Genomic DNA, 17,426 nt, shown 5'->3' with positions numbered 1-17,426 from the left:
TTTTGCTATTTATAGGTCGATTTCTTTTATCCGTTTAATTGCTTTTTGCCTTACTTTGCGTTATCAATAGTCAATCTAATGTATATATGAAAAATAAAATTCTATTGCTGGGTTTATTTTGTTGTGGCTTGATTTCGGCAAAAGCACAAGTTTTACTCGACAAAGGAACCGGAAAAAATAGTTTTCCTATTGTTTCTTCATCAACGAATGCAGTTGTTTGCTTTGATGGAAAAGATGCAACTGTAGTACGTAAGAGTGCTTCTCTTTTTGTGGATGATGTTCGTCGTGTGACGGGGCAAGAGTTGAAAATGGATGAAAGCAAGCCAGGAAAGGTATCTGCGCGGTATGCGATTATTGCCGGTACTATAGGAGAAAGCGGATGGATTGATGTTTTGGCATCGAGAAATAAAATAGATACAGCTGCCATTGCCGGGAGTTGGGAACGTTATATGATAGAGGTGGTCAACAATCCTGTTCCGGGCATCAAGAAAGCAATTGTCGTAGCCGGAAGTGACAGACGTGGTACTGCTTACGGACTTCTTTCCATATCAAAGGCAATAGGAGTATCTCCCTGGTATTGGTGGGCAGACGCTCCAATCAAACAGCAAAAACAAGTTAGTGTAAAAGTTGATAAGTTCATTTCTAAAACACCGTCTGTCAAGTTCAGAGGTGTCTTTATCAACGATGAAGACTGGGGGCTTTATCGTTGGTCGAAACGCAATTTTGAGAAAGAACGTGGAAACTTCGGACCGAGAACGTATGCAAAAGTGTGTGAACTGCTGTTGCGTCTTCAGGCTAATTATCTTTGTCCGGCTATGCACGATGCATCTATGGCATTCCACCGTATTCCTGAAAATCGCCTGGTAGCGGATAGCTTTGCTATTGTCATGGGGTCCTCCCATTGTGAACCGTTATTGTTTAATACGGCAAGTGAGTGGAAACGTGATAAAATGGGTGAATGGGACTATATCAATAATAAGGATGGAGTCAACAAAGTGTTGAAATCACGTGTAGATGAATGTGCTCCGTTTGAAAATGTATATACTTTGGCTTTGCGTGGATTGCACGACCGGGCAATGAATGCAAGCAATAATATGAGCGATAGAAAGGAAATGCTTCAGGAAGCTTTGATGGCACAAAGGCAAATGTTGGTGGATGCAATCGGCAAACGTGCGGAAGATATTCCTCAAGCCTTTACTCCTTATAAAGAAGTGCTCGATGTATACGATCAGGGATTGGAACTTCCGGATGATGTGACTATTATCTGGCCGGATGACAATTATGGATATATGAAACGTTTGAGTAGTCCGAAAGAGCAGAAACGTTCCGGACGTTCGGGAGTATATTATCATTCTTCTTATCTGGGTAAACCTCACGATCATCTTTGGATGAACACAACTTCACCCACATTAATGTATGAAGAACTACGTAAAGCATACGACTTGACGGCCGACCGTATCTGGCTGCTCAATGCCGGAGACATCAAATCATGTGAATTTGCTGTTGACTACTTTCTGACAATGGCTTTTGATATTGATTCATTCAACTTTGAAAGAGCGGCAAATTATCGTACTGAATGGTTATGTGGCATGTTAGGCAACGATTATCGCAATGAATATCAGGATGTAATAAACTCTTTCTATAAACTGGCCTTTGCACGTAAACCGGAGTTTATGGGATGGGGTTACCAGTGGGCTACCGACAAACACGGCAGAGAACGGAATACAGATACTGATTTCTCACTTGTCAATTATCGTGAAGTGGATACTCGTCTGGCTGAATATCGTCGGATAGGAAATGTAGCGGAGAAAATTTTGAAAGCTTTGCCGGAAGACAAGAAAGCATGTTATTATCAATTATTATACTATCCGGTCAAAGGATGTGAACTGTTGAACCGTATGGTTCTCAACGGACAGAGAAACCGTTGGTACTCTATTCAGCAAAGGGCAACTACCGCAGAATTGGAGAAAATGACTAAGGCTTGTTATGACAGTCTGGAAGTAATCACAAAAGGATATAACTCATTACTTGGAGGTAAATGGGATCATGTAATGACCATGAAACAAGGATTTGCCGCAGCCTACTTTGAACTCCCGGCTCTGCGGAAGGCAAATCTGGCACCTACAGCCTCTTTGGGTATATTGGCAGAAGGAGAAGATATTCTGAAAGGGCAGAAAAGCTTCCATTCACTGCCGTCTTTCAACACATATTTCCGTCAATCATATTACGTAGACGTTTTCAATAAAGGAACGACTCCTTTGAAATGGAAAGCATCGGTTTCAGATAACTGGATTCTATTAAGTCAGAAAGCCGGAGAAACTGCTACAGAAAATCGTATAGAAGTATCAATCGACTGGGCTAAGGTCCCGACTGGTGATAAAGTATTCGGAATATTGGAGATCGCATCTGATCGTGGTGAGAAGGAGAATGTCTATATTTCTGTCTTCCATCCTTCCTCTCCTTCATTAGCGGAAATGGATACTTTGTTTGTAGAACACAACGGATATGTTTCCATTGATGCTGCCGGTTTCCACCGGAAAGTAGAGAACAAAGCTATTCAAATGAGAACGATTCCTAATTTGGGAATAGAGAATACAGCCATTCAGCTAGGTGATCCGACAGCCGCTCCACAGCGGACTGCAGGTCGCAGCACACCTCGCCTGGAATATGATTTCTATACATTCGAACAAGGTTCGGTTGATGTTTATACGTATGTACTGCCTACATTTACTTTAAGTAAGGATCGTGGATATGCCGGACATGAAGCGACGAATGTAGAAACGAAATATGGAGTATGTATTGACGAAGGTCCTGTAATGAATCCTTCCACTTCTTCTTTTGAGTATGCACAAATCTGGTACGAAAGTGTGTTGAAGAACTGTAGAATAAACAAGACCACTTTGCATATCGATAAACCGGGTAAACACACAGTGAAAATTATATGTGGCGATGCCGGAACTGTCCTGCAAAAGATTGTTTTGGATTTCGGAGGTATGAAGCGTTCTTATTTAGGACCACAGCCGACAAGACAGGCGAAATAGTAAGCTGAATAATATAGTAGAGCTATGAAACACACTTTTTTTATGTTATTTGTCTCCATCGCTATTTCATTTATGGCGTGTGAAGGCGGTGGGGAGAATGATGAGAATTTACCTGCTGATAGCGGGAATACGGAGAAACCAAAGGATGATGAAACCAAAGAGCCTGTGGTCTGTAGCATCACGCCTATAGGGGAATTGAATCAGGGGACTCCTATTATAAATTCCCATGCAGATGTTACGAAACGTTCATCGCTGATGATGAATTATCGGACGCTTGTGACTATGGAGGATTCTTATCCCCGTTATCCTCGTATAAAAAAAATGAAAAATGGCGACTATATTCTGTTCTATCACAATGGCAGTGCTAACAGTAATATTGGTCGGCGTTGTGTTTATGCGCTCAGTAAGGATCTGAGAACGTGGACAAAGAAAGGAGAGATATTTAACAGTTATGATATTATCGATAGCAAAGGCAATAAGAATATACACTGCTATGCTAATTGTGATGGACTGGTGCTTTCTAATGGAGATATATTAGCGGTTGCATCTTGCAGGGCTAATTCCGGTTATCGCGATTTACCGGAAGATGCAGGAATTGAATTAAGGCGCAGTACGGATAATGGTGTCACCTGGAGTGAACCTGTCAAGATATATCAGGGAGTTAATTGGGAACCTTTCTTGTTGGAGTTGCCTACAGGTGAACTACACTGTTACTTTACAGATAGCAGTCGTACTGGTTTGGAAGGACATGACACAGATACAGGTACGGCAATGGTTGTTTCTGCTGATGGAGGAAAGACATGGAGCCCCGACTTTAGCTCTTCTCCTTATTATGTGTTGCGAATGAGATGGGAGAAAAATGGAATTGTCGGCTATAATCATCAGATGCCTTCTGTTGTGAGACTCAATGATAATAAAGGATTAGCTGCAGCTGTAGAAACCAATAATTCAGGATATCATATTTCGCTTTGTTATTCAGATAAAGACGAATGGGAATATTTGGCTGCCGATCAGGAAGGGCCTGCCGATAGTAATAATTGTGTTTTCTCCGGTATGGGACCATATTTGGGACAGTTCCCTTCGGGAGAAACCGTCCTTTCGTATGAATCGTCAAGCAAATATACTCTTAAAATAGGAGATGCCACTGCTCGTAATTTTGGTAGTGCTTATCAACCTTTTTCAGGTGGTTATTGGGGTTCACTTTGTATGATTGATTCACATACATTGGTTGGAACTAATGTTAAAGTGAAAGAAGGACCGGTTCAGATGGCACAGTTCGTACTTAATCATCGCATTGATGCCGTGAAAAGAGAGGTTACGGTAGATGGTAACAATAAAGAGTGGGCAAATACAGATCATGCACTTTTTGTGGGTGGTAAGTCACAAGCGCAAGGAACGCTACGTTGTTCGTATGATGATGATAATATTTATTTTCTGTTAGAAGTACTTGATCGAAACTTGCTAGCTTCTGATTACACTTCCTTATACATATCTCCTGTGGGTAATAATAAACTGTCCAAAGGGGCTTGTTGCATACAAGTAACAATGAATGGACTGAAGAATTGTGAAATATATGATTCAGTATGGAAAGAAGCGCAATTGGATGCCCAGGTCAAAACTTATGTCTGTGATGAAACAAACGAGAGGCGTATCGATAATTATGGATATATTGCTGAAGTTGCTATCCCACGTTCTAAATTAACTATAACTTCCGGGCAAATACTTGTCAATTTTTCCGTTACAAAGCGCAATTCGGTAGATGCTATTTGTGATGTAACATCTACAAGCACGGCACGTTGGATACCGGTGACTGGGTTATGATTCGGAGAATTTATTATTGGATAATTAATTATATAAAACACTATGATTATGAAAAAGAATTATTTGATTTATGCTTTATGGATGGCCGTTTTTTTGAGCTCGAATGTGATTTCCGCTCAAAATTATTTTGGAGATTTTCCTGTAAAGGCTGATCCTAAGACTGTTGGAAATAAACTTAGTAAGCGTTTAATGGAGACCAAACATCAATTGTATGGTGATAGAGGAATACATTATGCAGAGGTGTGTACATGGTACGGAGCCCTTCGTTTTGCAGAATTGACAAATAATAAAGAATTGATCAAGCTGTTGAGAAATCGTTTCGAACTATTGTTCCACCTGGAAAAGGAACTCCTTCCTCCACCCATACACGTAGACCAGAATATGTTTGGTTGTCTGCCTCTAAGATTTTATAATATAACGAAAGATAAGCGTTATTTGGATCTAGGACTGCCCTATGCTGATACTCAATGGCAACTTCCTGCCAATGCAAACGAAGAGGAACGTAAATGGGATAAAAAGGGATACTCTTGGCAAACTCGTCTTTGGATTGATGATATGTATATGATTACTATTGTGCAATCTGAGGCTTATAAAGCTACTGGTGATCCTAAGTATATCAATAGAGCTGCCAAAGAAATGGTTCTGTATTTGGATGAATTGCAACATCCCAACGGTCTTTTCTATCATGCACCGGATGTACCTTATTATTGGGGACGTGGTGATGGTTGGATGGCTGTCGGTATGACGGAGCTGCTTTATAACTTACCGGAGAAAGATCCTAATCGTGCACGTATCATGAAAGGTTACTTGTTGATGATGGATAATCTGAAAAAATACGTCAATAAAGATGGACTTTGGAACCAGCTGATTACCGAACCGGACTTTTGGACAGAGACATCTGGCTCGGCAATGTTTGCCTATGCTATGATTGTGGGTGTCAACAACGGCTGGCTGGATAAAGAAGAATATGCTCCGGTGGCACGTCGTGCATGGCTTGGCTTATGTAATTATATTAATGACAAGAACGATCTTACTGAAGTTTGTATTGGAACCGGAAAGAAAAACAGTAAACAATATTATATGGATCGCCCCCGTATTGCTGGTGATTATCATGGACAGGCACCGATAATATGGTGTGCTTATGCTTTACTGAACCAATAAGTATTGTCTACATATAGAATCCTCTTGTTTCTGCCCTAAAGCCTATGCTTGGTGGAGATAAGAGGTTTTCTTTTCATACATATATGTTTATAGTTAGAGCCTGTTTAAACTTCCAGAATTTATTTGTACTTTTGCTATGTCTGATAAAGGTTTGTTTGATTTTTACAGCGACACTAAGTTAAGCGAACCTTCTGATATGACAAAGTCCTGAGTAATAATAGCGTGTTGTGTTGATTAGGATTTTAACTAATTATCCATAGTAAAGTGTTGCGGAATTAAGAAAACAAAAGAATGAAGAGAGTTAGCATGAGAAATGCAAACCGCATTTGCGGAAATCTATTTTTGTTGTTGGCGGTATTTCTTTTTGCTGGTTGCAAAAGTGTAAGTAGAAAAGTGATGGCCGACAACACGCCCACAGTCGTAACAAAAACATTAAGAGTTGCTACGCAGAATTTGTGGGGTAAACCGACTGCTGTGGTTCTAGATTATTTCAACAGGATAGATGTTGATGTGCTTTGTGCGCAAGAATGTGGTAATCTTTCCGAAGCGGAGATTAGGGAAAAAGGGCTTTATGTGCATACTCATACCAACAATGGGCAAGTGGAATGCAGCATTATCTCGCGATACCCCTTTTCGGGCGTTACTCCCCATAAATATGGAGTTTATATCGACTTGGGTGAGGGGATTGTAGCTTTGGTGATAAATTGTCATGGGGCATATAAGCCTTATGGACCATATCAGTTAGAAGGAATTGCGTATGGCGGCTATGAGCCTTCTGATGATGTGGATAAAGTGTTTGAGATGAATAGGGAAGTGCGTCAGGAAATGGTAGACAAACTGCTGGAGGATTTGGCTTCGGCTACTACTCCATTTATATCTGTCTCCGGTGATTTCAACGAACCGTCTTGGCTTGATTGGACGGAACAGACGCGATCGGCCGGTATGACGCCTCACGCCTTGCAGTGGCCTGTCACTTGTGCGTTATCGGAAGGTGGTCTTGATGGTGATGCATACCGGACTATACATCCCAATCCGGTGACACATCCCGGATATACCTGGACAACCTGTCCGAGTGCGAAGGATACGAGGGACCGCATTGATTTTACGCTTTATAAAATATCTTCCAATACAGCTGTAAGGAGTTGTCAGATAATAGGCGAGAGTTATGAAACCTCCGACATCGTTCTCCCTTCTTTTACTTTCGAAAAAGTGTTCGACCATAGAGGAGTACGAACGGAGTTTGTATATTCTGTCTTAAAGTAGATATGTTATATAGACATTTGTAGAATATAATGGGATTGAATGACGATGGTGAATAGGTTGTTTTGTTTTATTATAATTGTTCTTGTGGTGTGTAATGCATACGCACAGTTAGTGTATCATGACGCATCCCTTTTTCCACTGTTAGGAAAGGCTACAGATTTTTCCGGAGCACGTTATGAAAGATTCCCGGATTCATTAAAGCATGTATCTCGTACTCCATTATGGAATTTGAGCCGTAATTCTGCCGGAATGGCGATACGTTTTCGCAGTAATTCTACTACAGTAGCTGTCAAGTGGACAGTGCTTTCCAACACTCACATGAACCACATGACTGATACAGGGGCTAAAGGTTTAGATTTGTACTGCCTTCAGAAGAATGGTAACTGGCGTTTTGTCAATAGCGCCCGTCCGAAAGGAAAAACCAATCAGGCAATCATCATAAAAAATATGCATCCTGAAGAAAGAGAATATATGCTTTATCTGCCATTGTATGATGGTCTTGTTTCTCTGTCTGTAGGAATTGACTCATTAGCTACTATCAGTCAGCCGTTAATGGATTATCCAATTCGTAAGAAACCTGTTGTTTTTTATGGGACTAGCATTCTTCAAGGAGGTTGTGCTTCACGTCCGGGGATGGCACATACCAATATCATATCAAGAAGATTAAACCGTGAATGTATCAATTTAGGATTCAGTGGAAATGCATTTCTAGATTTGGAGGTGGCCAAAGTAATAGCTGAAGTAGAAGCTGGTGCTTTTGTTTTGGACTTTGTGCCTAATGCTTCTGTTGCAAAGATGAAAGAACGGATGGAAACATTTTATCGTATCATTCGTAATAAACATCCGGATACACCGATTATTTTTATAGAGGATCCTATTTTCCCTCATACATTTTATGATGAAAGGGTTGCTAAGGAAGTGCGACGAAAGAATGATACGTTGAAAGAGATATTTAATCATTTGAAACAACAAAAAGAAAAGAATATTATCTTTATTTCATCCAAGAATATGCTGGGAGAGGATGGAGAAGCTACTGTAGATGGTATTCATTTTACGGATTTAGGCATGATGAGATATGCCGATTTAGTTTGTCCGGTTATAAAGAAAGCAATTAGATAAAATGCCAATTGTTATTAGCGTGAGTTCGGAATTTGATATAAACTCTTATTCCGAACTCACGCTATTTGTTTAGGGGTATATTCACTATCACAAAATAGTGGATTGTTGAAGAAGAAATTACCCAATAAAAGAAAGATATTGTTCAGATAGGTACTAATAAATGCTCTTCTGTATTATCTTTGAATACTTTAGATTAGTTTGAGACTAATTTTTCATTTATTGACCTGTATTTAATATTCTAAATAGCTCCATTTTTCTACTTTTGTATCACACAATAAGGGTGCTAACACCTTTTATATAAGATAATGATCATTATTATATAATACGAAATTTAGTTTTTAGACACAGTTAAAAAGATAGTTTAAAGGATAACATTTTTTTAATAAAACACAGGGTATTACTTAAATCTATATGTAATGAATTACAATTTAATTAAAAAAAATATTCGAGAAATAGGGCTAATGTTTCTTAGTGTGGGACTTCTGCTTTTTCTGTCATGTGGTTCTGATGATACTAAGGATGTTTCTGGTGAAAATGGAGATGTCAATTCGAACCAGTATTTACAAGTACAGCCTAATGGACTAAATGTGATTAAAGTTTCCAGTAGTGATGTGGCACAAGTTGTGTACCCTTTCTCTGTAGAATTGAAGGGGGGCAGTGCGAGTGTTGCTCTTACTGCACAGTTGGAAGCGTGGAATGAAAAAGATCTGGAGGCATATAATAAAGAGGAAGAAACTGATTATAAATTGTTGCCCTCTTCATTATATTCGATAAGTGCGCCACAGATTACTCTCGAACAGGGCATTGCTTCGAAGAAAGTAGAGGTGAAATTTGCCCCGGATAAAGTGTTCACTGAATTCAAAAAAAATGGAACAGAATATGTCATTGCATTGAGACTTACTTCATCTGTTGCTAAGGTCCGTAAAAGTCAAAGCGATTTTCTTCTGCATATATCGTTTGATTATCCAACGGTTAGTTTGGTTATGCCATCACAGGAAATTAGTGTTAGTAAAATGTCAATGCCGGTTTCGGTGGATGCTACTTTTAATTGTAGGGCAGACGGAGAAATACAGACTAATCCTTGGAACTTTACGTGCACATTAGCAGTGCCTTCTAATGCAGAGGAACTGGTGGCTAAGTATAATGAGGATTATAAGACTTCTTATCGTCTTCTTCCTTCGGCTAACTATGATTTAGGAGAAGGGATATCTTTTAAAGCTGGAGAGAATGAAGCTACTGGAGGAATTATAGTGAAGCGTGAAGGGATGGAAGCTGTAAAATATTTGTTACCTGTACAGCTAAGGGAGGCTTCTCATGAAAGCGTTGCTCTTCATAATGAAATTTGTTATTTCAAAATAGGTATGACTTATACAAATCCGGTAATAACTTTTTCTAGTGCAGCCGATCCTACGGTTATTCGTACTGATGAAGGCTTTTATTTGTATGCTACTCAAACTAATTCCTATTGGATTCCTATTTATTTTTCTAAAGACTTGGTTAATTGGGAATTTAAAAGAAGTGCTTTCAGAAATGCAACCAGACCTAAACCAGATGTACTTCCTGATGGAGGTGCGTTCTGGGCTCCAGAAATTCGCTATATCAATGGAAAGTATGTGCTTTATTTCTCATGGGCAAAATGGGGCGATGGAAGTAAGAGTTATACGGCGGTTGCTACCTCAGATAGTCCGGTCGGTGATTTCTTAAATGCTAAACCGTTGCTGATAACAGATGATTTCGGTTCCAATTGTATAGACCAGTTTTATTATGAAGAAGATGGCAAGAAATATATGTTTGTCGGAAGCTTCAATGGTATTTATGTGACGGAACTTACGGATGATGGTCTTTCTGTGAAACGGGGAGCAGATGGTAAGCCTGTGCTGAAGAAACAGGTTTGCGGCAGGGCATTTGAAGGCACCAATATTTATAAGAAAGGTAAATACTACTATTTGTTTGCGTCGATTAATAACTGTTGTGATGGAATAGACAGTAGATATAAAGTGGTAGTAGGTCGTTCGGAGAATCTTCTTGGTCCGTATGTAAATAGAGAAGGAAAAGATATGATGAGCAATTCTTGGACACTGGTGCTGGAAGGTGATGGTGAGACGTTCTTTGGTCCTGGCCATAATTCCATTATAATTCCGGACGATGCAGGAACTGACTGGATGATATATCATAGTTATGTAAAAGAGAATGGTGCAGTTGGAGGACGTTTGGGTATGCTTGATCGTATTGTGTGGTCGGCAGACGGCTGGCCGACCATTAAAAAATGTGTGCCTTCAAAGGGAGATTTACTGCCGGTATTTAATAACTGATATGTGTGAAACTATAGATAATATATAGACTTCTAAGTAAAACTAAAATTTAATGTATGAAAAAGAAAAGTGATTGGAAAACTCGGTTTATCCGATTATGCGCAGTGGTATTGCCATTGATCGTACTTTGCTTTACAGCTTGTAAGGATGAAGAAAAGGAAGAAAACCTTCCTTTCGATCCTACTAAGCCAGTGGTAATTACAGATTTTTCCCCAAAATCGGGTGGTATTGGTAACAATATTATATTGTATGGAGAAAACTTTGGGAACGACCCCAAAAAATTGAAAGTGATAGTTGGTGGTAAAGAAGCTAATATCATTTCAGTTAAGAACAATATATTGTATTGTGTAGTACCACGTATGGCTACTGAAGGTGATGTGGAAATTAGTGTGTATGATGACAATGGTGAAGAAGTGGCTTTTGCTGAAGCAGAAGAAAAGTTTACTTACGTAAAACAGTGGTTAGTTTCTACATTAGCTGGTCAACGTTTTGAGAACGAGAAAGATGCTTTTCAGGGCGAAGGAGCGTTCGATGCATGTGGATGTATAAAAGGAGCTACATGGTTTTCGTTTGATCCGAAATCAAATTTTGACCATTTGTATTTAACTTGTTATAATATAAGTTCTATTCGTCTGATTGATTTGGAAGAAAAAACGGTGACTATGCAGCCTTCCTTAAGTGCTACTGGTGATAAACCTGCTATCATTAATTGGACGGCAGATGAGAATCAAGATATGATTATTTCTCGTGATTTGGCTAAAGATGGAAATGTAAACGTATTGAAGAAACGTGCTTCAGAGTTTAAAACGGAAGTAAAATTAGGCGAATCAAAGCAAAGGCAGGTGGTTGGTGCCTTTGTTCATCCTAAGACGGGAAGGATTTATTATGCTCTTTATCCAGATCAAGTGATTTATGAATATGATTTTGAGAACAAGACAACAACGAAAATAGCTACGCATCCGCGTGTAAAGGAAACATTGCGCATGGTAGTTCATCCTACAGGAAAATATGCCTATTTGCTTCGTCAATACAATGAAAGAGGAAATGGGTATATCTCCCGTATGGACTATAATTCTACTACTGATCAGTTCTCGACCCCTTATATCGTGGCGGGAAGTGCGAGTGGAAGCGGTTATCGTGACGGAGTAGGTAGCAGGGCGCAATTGAATGGTCCTACTCAAGGGGTGTTTGTCAAGAATCCGGAATATGCAGGTGAGGAAGATGAATATGATTTTTATTTCTGTGATGAACGCAATCATTGTATTCGTATTCTGACACCTACAGGAAGAGTAGTAACATTTGCAGGACGTGGAAATGACTCAAGTGATCCTGGTTTTGCAAACGGTGCATTACGTTCAGAAGCTCGCTTCGCTTATCCATGGGCACTTGCATACGATGAAAAGAGAAAATGCTTCTATGTGGGCGAAAGAGGTATGAATCGTGATGGAAAAGAACAAGCGGTGATACGTAAAATTGCTATGGAAGAATAATAAATGATAAACACATATATTTTATGAGGAGTAAAAATTTAATTGCATGTATGTTATTGCTGCTCTTTTCCATAACCGTTTGGGCGCAGGAAAGTGCAGTGATAACCGGAGTGGTGACCGATGAGAATAAGGAACCTTTGATTGGTGTGAATATTGCAATACAGAATATGCCAGGATTGGGTGTCATCACTGACATAAATGGTCAATACAAGATAAAAGCATCTGCTTATGACAGGCTTGTATTCTCGTATGTAGGGTATGAAACAGCGGTGATATTGGTAAAAGAACAACGAACCATCAATATAAAGATGAAAGAATCGTCAAATACGGTTATTGACGAAGTCGTAATTACAGGTACGGGAGCACAGAAGAAGATAGCGGTGACCGGTGCCATAACCAATGTGGATGTAGATGCATTGAAGTCAGTTCCTTCCACTTCTGTGGTGGATGGATTGGCAGGTGTTGTTCCGGGTGTAATGGCTATGCAAACTTCCGGACGACCAGGTAGTGTGTCCGAGTTCTGGATTCGTAGTATATCCACTTTTGGTGCTAATACGGCCGCATTGGTACTTGTAGACGGATTCGAACGTGACATTGATGAAGTGAGCGTGGAAGATATTGAATCATTTACAGTGTTGAAGGATGCTTCTGCAACGGCCATTTATGGAAGTAAAGGAGCTAATGGTGTAGTCTTGATTAATACAAAACGTGGTAAGGAAGGTAAAATCAATATTAACGCAAAGGTTGAAGGCTTCTATAGCACTTTCACGAAGGCCCCGGAATTTGTAGACGGCTACACATACGCTTCTATGGCTAATGAAGCTCGTTTGACAAGAAATCAAGAGGCTTTATACTCGCCATCAGAATTGGAACTGTTTCGTACACAACTTGACCCGGACCGTTTCCCGGATGTAGATTGGATGGATATGGTATTGCGTGACGGTGCTTGGAGTTCACGTGCTACATTGAATATGCGTGGTGGCGGTAAAACAGCGCGTTACTTTGTTTCCGGAAGTTATCAGGATCAACAAGGTATGTATAAGACCGACAAAAGCCTTAAGGATTATAATACAAACGCACATTTCAGAAAGTGGACGTACCGTATGAATGTGGATATTGATATTACGAAAACGACTTTGTTGAAGGTTGGTGTGTCCGGTTCTTTACGTAAACAGAATGATACTGGTAGTGGTACAGATAATTTGTGGACTGTATTGATGGGATATAATTCTATCATGATGCCAGCAGAATATTCGGATGGAAAAATCCCGGGATGGGCAGATAAGGATGATAATATGAATCCTTGGGTAATGACTACACAATCCGGATATAATGAAAGTTGGAAGAATAATATTCAAACCAGTCTTACGCTGGAACAGAAATTGGATTTTGTAACCAAAGGATTGCGTTTTGTAGGTAGATTCGGATATGATACGTATAACTCCAATTGGATTAAACGTTATAAATCTCCGGCTGCTTATAAGGCCGACCGTTATCGTCAGCCGGACGGAACATTGAATTTCACGAAAATCAGAGACGAGAAAGTGATGTCGCAAACTTCCAATTCGGAAGGAGAAAAGAGAGAGTTCTTTGAATGGGAACTGCACTATAGTCGTGCTTTCAAAACTCATCATGTTGGAGGTGTTTTGAAGTATACACAGGCTTCTAAGATTTTTACTCAAAATATAGGTACAGACTTGAAGAATGGTATTCCTTATCGTAATCAGGGAATAGCCGGACGTTTCAACTATAACTGGAATTATCGTTATTTTATTGATTTTAATTTTGGATACAACGGTTCGGAGAATTTCCACAAAGATCATCGTTTCGGATTCTTCCCAGCTATTTCCGGTGCATGGAATCTGGCTGAGGAACCTTTCATGAAAAAGATTGCCGGAAAGTGGCTGAATATGTTGAAAATCCGTTATTCTTATGGAAAGACTGGAAATGATGCTATATATGAAGGCAATAAAAGAGTACGTTTCCCCTATTTGTATTCGATAGCGACTGATAATAATGTTTACCATTTTGAGGATATAGGAACTGGAGAAAAATTGTGGAATGGAAAATATTACTCAACAGTGGCTTCTCCTGCCATTTCGTGGGAAGTTGCTACCAAACAAGATTTGGGTATTGACTTTTCTTTCTTTAATGACAAATTGACTGGTGAGGTTGACTACTTTAAAGAACGTCGTGATGGTATTTATATGACTCGTTCATATATCCCTTATGAAGTGGGAATTGGCGATGCATCAAAAGCAAATGTTGGTATTGTAGAGGCAAAAGGATTTGATGGTCATTTTGCATTCAAACATAATATTGGTAAAGTGAATTTTACTTTACGTGGTAATATTACTTACAGCAAGAATGAAGTGATAGAAAAAGATGAAGAAAATACGATTTACGAATATAAGTTGGCGCAAGGACATCGTGTTAATCAGGCAAGAGGACTTATTGCTTTAGGGTTGTTTAAAGACTATGAAGAAATTAGAAATAGTCCGAAGCAAACCTTTGGTGAGGTGATGCCCGGTGATATCAAATATAAAGATGTTAATGGTGATGGTATAATTGACTCAAATGACCGGGTTGCTATCGGTGCTACTACTCGTCCTAACTTGGTGTATGGCTTTGGCTTTTCGGCCAAATGGAAAGGATTGGATTTCAATGCTCATTTCCAGGGAGCTGGCAAGTCGTCTTTCTTTGTCAAAGGTACAACTGTCTTTATGTTCCAAGGTGGTGACGGTTGGGGAAATGTTTTGAAGGAAATGGCAGAAAGCAACCGTTGGATTTTGGGAGAGAATGAAGATCCGAATGCGGAATTCCCACGTTTGACTTATGGTAATAATTCAAATAACTATCAAGAATCTAATTATTGGTTGAGAGATGGCTCTTATCTTCGTCTGAAGACTTTGGATATCGGTTATACTTTTCCGAAAGCTTGGGTTAATAAGATTCATTTGAATCAAGTACGTGTTTTCTTTATCGGAACCAACTTGCTGACATTCTCTCCGTTTAAATATTGGGATCCGGAATTGGGAAGTTCGGACGGAAAGAAATACCCGTTGAACAAGACGCTTTCGTTAGGCGTATCAGTTAATCTATAAACAAGAACAGAAAATGAAGAAACTTATCATAAACTTAGGTTTTATATTAGGTGTGAGTACCATGGTTGTCGGATGTGCCGATTATTTGGACTCAGACTACCTTTTTGAGGAACGTGTTAACATTGAAAATGTGTTTCAGAGTAAGGACTATACCAATGAATGGTTGGCAAAGGGATACGCTTATATGAATCACGATTATCTGCAACAAGTGAATAGCAAGAAGAACACTACTTTCAACTTTGCAGATGATATGTACTACATAGATTTGAATTATGTAGACTGGAAGGGTGGAAATTATACGGAAAAAGGATTAGGTAGTGGAAACAGTTTGTATATATGGCAGGCCGCTTATCAGGCGATTCGTCACGTCTCCATTTTTATTCATAACGTGGATGGCAATAAAGAGCTTACTGAAGCTGAGATTACGGATATGAAAGGGCAGGCTCATTTCTTGCGTGCGTATTTTTATTGGATGTTGATTCGTTCCTTCGGTCCGGTCCCCATTATTCCGGATGAAGGAGTGGATTATACGAAAGAGTATGATGAAATAGCTTATCCTCGGAGTACGTATGATGAATGTGCGGATTACATTGCCGAGGAATTGGTGAAGGCGGCTACGATGTTAGATGACGAGCGCGACGTACAAAATATTGTGCGTCCTACACGTGGTGCAGCATTGGCACTTCGTTCACGTGTGCTTTTATATGCAGCAAGTCCTTTATATAACGGACAAGCACCATCAGAGGTGATCGATGCATTGGTTGATAAAAGCGGGCGTAAGTTACTGTCTGATACATACGACAATCGGAAGTGGGCAAGAGCAGTAGCTGCTGCTAAGGATGTGATGGAATTGAAACGGTATCAATTGTATGTTGCTTATAAAAGAGAAAGTGATGATATGGCTTACCCGACAACTATTACTCCGCCGGACGATAATGGAACTTTCCATTCTCAGGATTGGCCTTATGGTTGGAAAAATATTGATCCGTTCGAATCATACCGTTCTTTGTTTGATGGAGAAGTGGGTGCATACAATAATGATGAAATTATATTTACCAGAGGTGTCAATCAGGGTGCTGAGAATATCAGGGTAATGGTTATCCATCAGTTGCCCCGTTCACAAGGAGGCGGATATAACTGCCATGGCATGACACAGAAACAATGTGATGCTTATTATATGAAAGATGGTAGCGATTGTCCGGGTATGAATTCTATGTATAAGGGAATGGAAGGATATACCGACCCAAGCCGTTACAATGAACAGCCACGTGTTTCAGGGGTGGTTGAAACGTCTGAATTGTCTAATTATCCTGAATTAGGTCCATTGGGAAAAGGTGTTTCTAAACAGTATGCGAACCGTGAACCTCGTTTCTATGCATCAGTAGCCTACAATGGTAGTGTATGGCATATGTTGAATGCAAGTGCAGAGGATAAAGAAGAAACGAACGTTCCTATTTTCTACTATAGAGATGCTCAAGATGGTTACAAAGCAGGTACCAATTATTTGAGTACAGGTATTGGTATTAAGAAGTTTGTACATCCGAAGGATTTAGCAGATTCTGAGAAATCGTATGACGTAAGTCGTGTAGTTCAAAAGTACGCTCCGGACATTCGATATGCAGAGATTCTGTTGAATTATGCAGAAGCACTGAATGAGGTCGAGGGTTCTTATGAGATTCCTTCTTGGAATGGTGAGACTATGTATACTATCACACGTTCGGCAACAGCTTTAAAGGAAGGCATTCAGCCTATTCGTATTCGTGCCGGATTGCCGGATTATGAGGTGTACAATGATGTAAAGAAGTTCCGTTTTAAAGTAAAACGAGAACGTCAGATTGAGCTATTTGCAGAAGGTCATCGTTTCTTTGATATTCGTCGTTGGTGTGATGCTCCAGTTGAAGAGGCTCTTCCCATTTATGGTTGTAATATCTATTTGACTTCGGAAAATCCAGATAGTTTTCATACACCGATAGAAGTCACTTCGTTGCCTACCATGTTTACTACGAAGATGTGGTTTTGGCCAATCCATCACAATATAATGAAACGAAATATGTGGATGATTCAGAATCCGGGCTGGAAAGATCCGGAATAAACCTACTAAATTTGGATAGAAAA

At 39.7% G+C, this 17,426-nt stretch carries 9 protein-coding genes; all 9 read left to right on the top strand.

Going from position 1 to position 17,426, the window contains the following annotated elements; translation table 11 throughout:
* Nucleotides 1–86 precede the first annotated feature (86 nt).
* The 9 genes from A4V03_RS17975 to A4V03_RS17935 all read left to right on the top strand — a co-directional run bounded on the left by A4V03_RS17975 (nt 87) and on the right by A4V03_RS17935 (nt 17,403).
* Entirely contained in the window at nt 87–3,041 is a 2,955-nt protein-coding gene (locus tag A4V03_RS17975) for a glycosyl hydrolase 115 family protein (RefSeq protein ID WP_065539803.1), read from the top strand.
* 24 nt (nt 3,042–3,065) lie between these two features.
* The gene (locus A4V03_RS17970) at nt 3,066–4,862 is read left to right on the top strand and encodes a hypothetical protein (RefSeq protein WP_065539802.1); all 1,797 of its coding nucleotides are present in this window, start codon (nt 3,066–3,068) and stop codon (nt 4,860–4,862) included.
* A 48-nt stretch (nt 4,863–4,910) separates the two neighbouring features.
* Nucleotides 4,911–6,023: a glycoside hydrolase family 88/105 protein gene (locus A4V03_RS17965; protein ID WP_065540495.1), complete on the top strand. Its 1,113-nt coding sequence runs from the start codon at nt 4,911–4,913 to the stop codon at nt 6,021–6,023.
* 291 nt (nt 6,024–6,314) lie between these two features.
* Nucleotides 6,315–7,286, top strand: a complete 972-nt coding sequence (locus A4V03_RS17960; protein ID WP_141243556.1) for an endonuclease/exonuclease/phosphatase family protein — start codon at nt 6,315–6,317, stop codon at nt 7,284–7,286.
* Nucleotides 7,287–7,331: 45 nt separating this feature from the next.
* On the top strand, nt 7,332–8,405 hold the full coding sequence (locus tag A4V03_RS17955; protein ID WP_065539801.1) for an SGNH/GDSL hydrolase family protein: 1,074 nt from the start codon (nt 7,332–7,334) through the stop codon (nt 8,403–8,405).
* A gap of 416 nt (nt 8,406–8,821) precedes the next feature.
* The gene (locus A4V03_RS17950; RefSeq protein WP_065539800.1) at nt 8,822–10,717 is read left to right on the top strand and encodes a family 43 glycosylhydrolase; all 1,896 of its coding nucleotides are present in this window, start codon (nt 8,822–8,824) and stop codon (nt 10,715–10,717) included.
* Between the two features lie 56 nt (nt 10,718–10,773).
* Nucleotides 10,774–12,207 carry an IPT/TIG domain-containing protein gene (locus tag A4V03_RS17945; protein WP_065539799.1) on the top strand — a complete coding sequence of 478 codons (1,434 nt, stop codon included), beginning with the start codon at nt 10,774–10,776 and terminating at the stop codon, nt 12,205–12,207.
* Between the two features lie 23 nt (nt 12,208–12,230).
* Nucleotides 12,231–15,311, top strand: a complete 3,081-nt coding sequence (locus A4V03_RS17940; protein WP_065539798.1) for a SusC/RagA family TonB-linked outer membrane protein — start codon at nt 12,231–12,233, stop codon at nt 15,309–15,311.
* A gap of 13 nt (nt 15,312–15,324) precedes the next feature.
* Nucleotides 15,325–17,403: a RagB/SusD family nutrient uptake outer membrane protein gene (locus A4V03_RS17935; protein WP_065539797.1), complete on the top strand. Its 2,079-nt coding sequence runs from the start codon at nt 15,325–15,327 to the stop codon at nt 17,401–17,403.
* Nucleotides 17,404–17,426: the final 23 nt, after the last annotated feature.

The organism is Bacteroides caecimuris, assembly GCF_001688725.2.
In the GTDB taxonomy this organism is placed as follows: Bacteria; Bacteroidota; Bacteroidia; order Bacteroidales; family Bacteroidaceae; genus Bacteroides; species Bacteroides caecimuris.
Note: the sequence above shows the minus strand (reverse complement) of the source record. Positions and strands in the feature narration are given on the sequence as shown.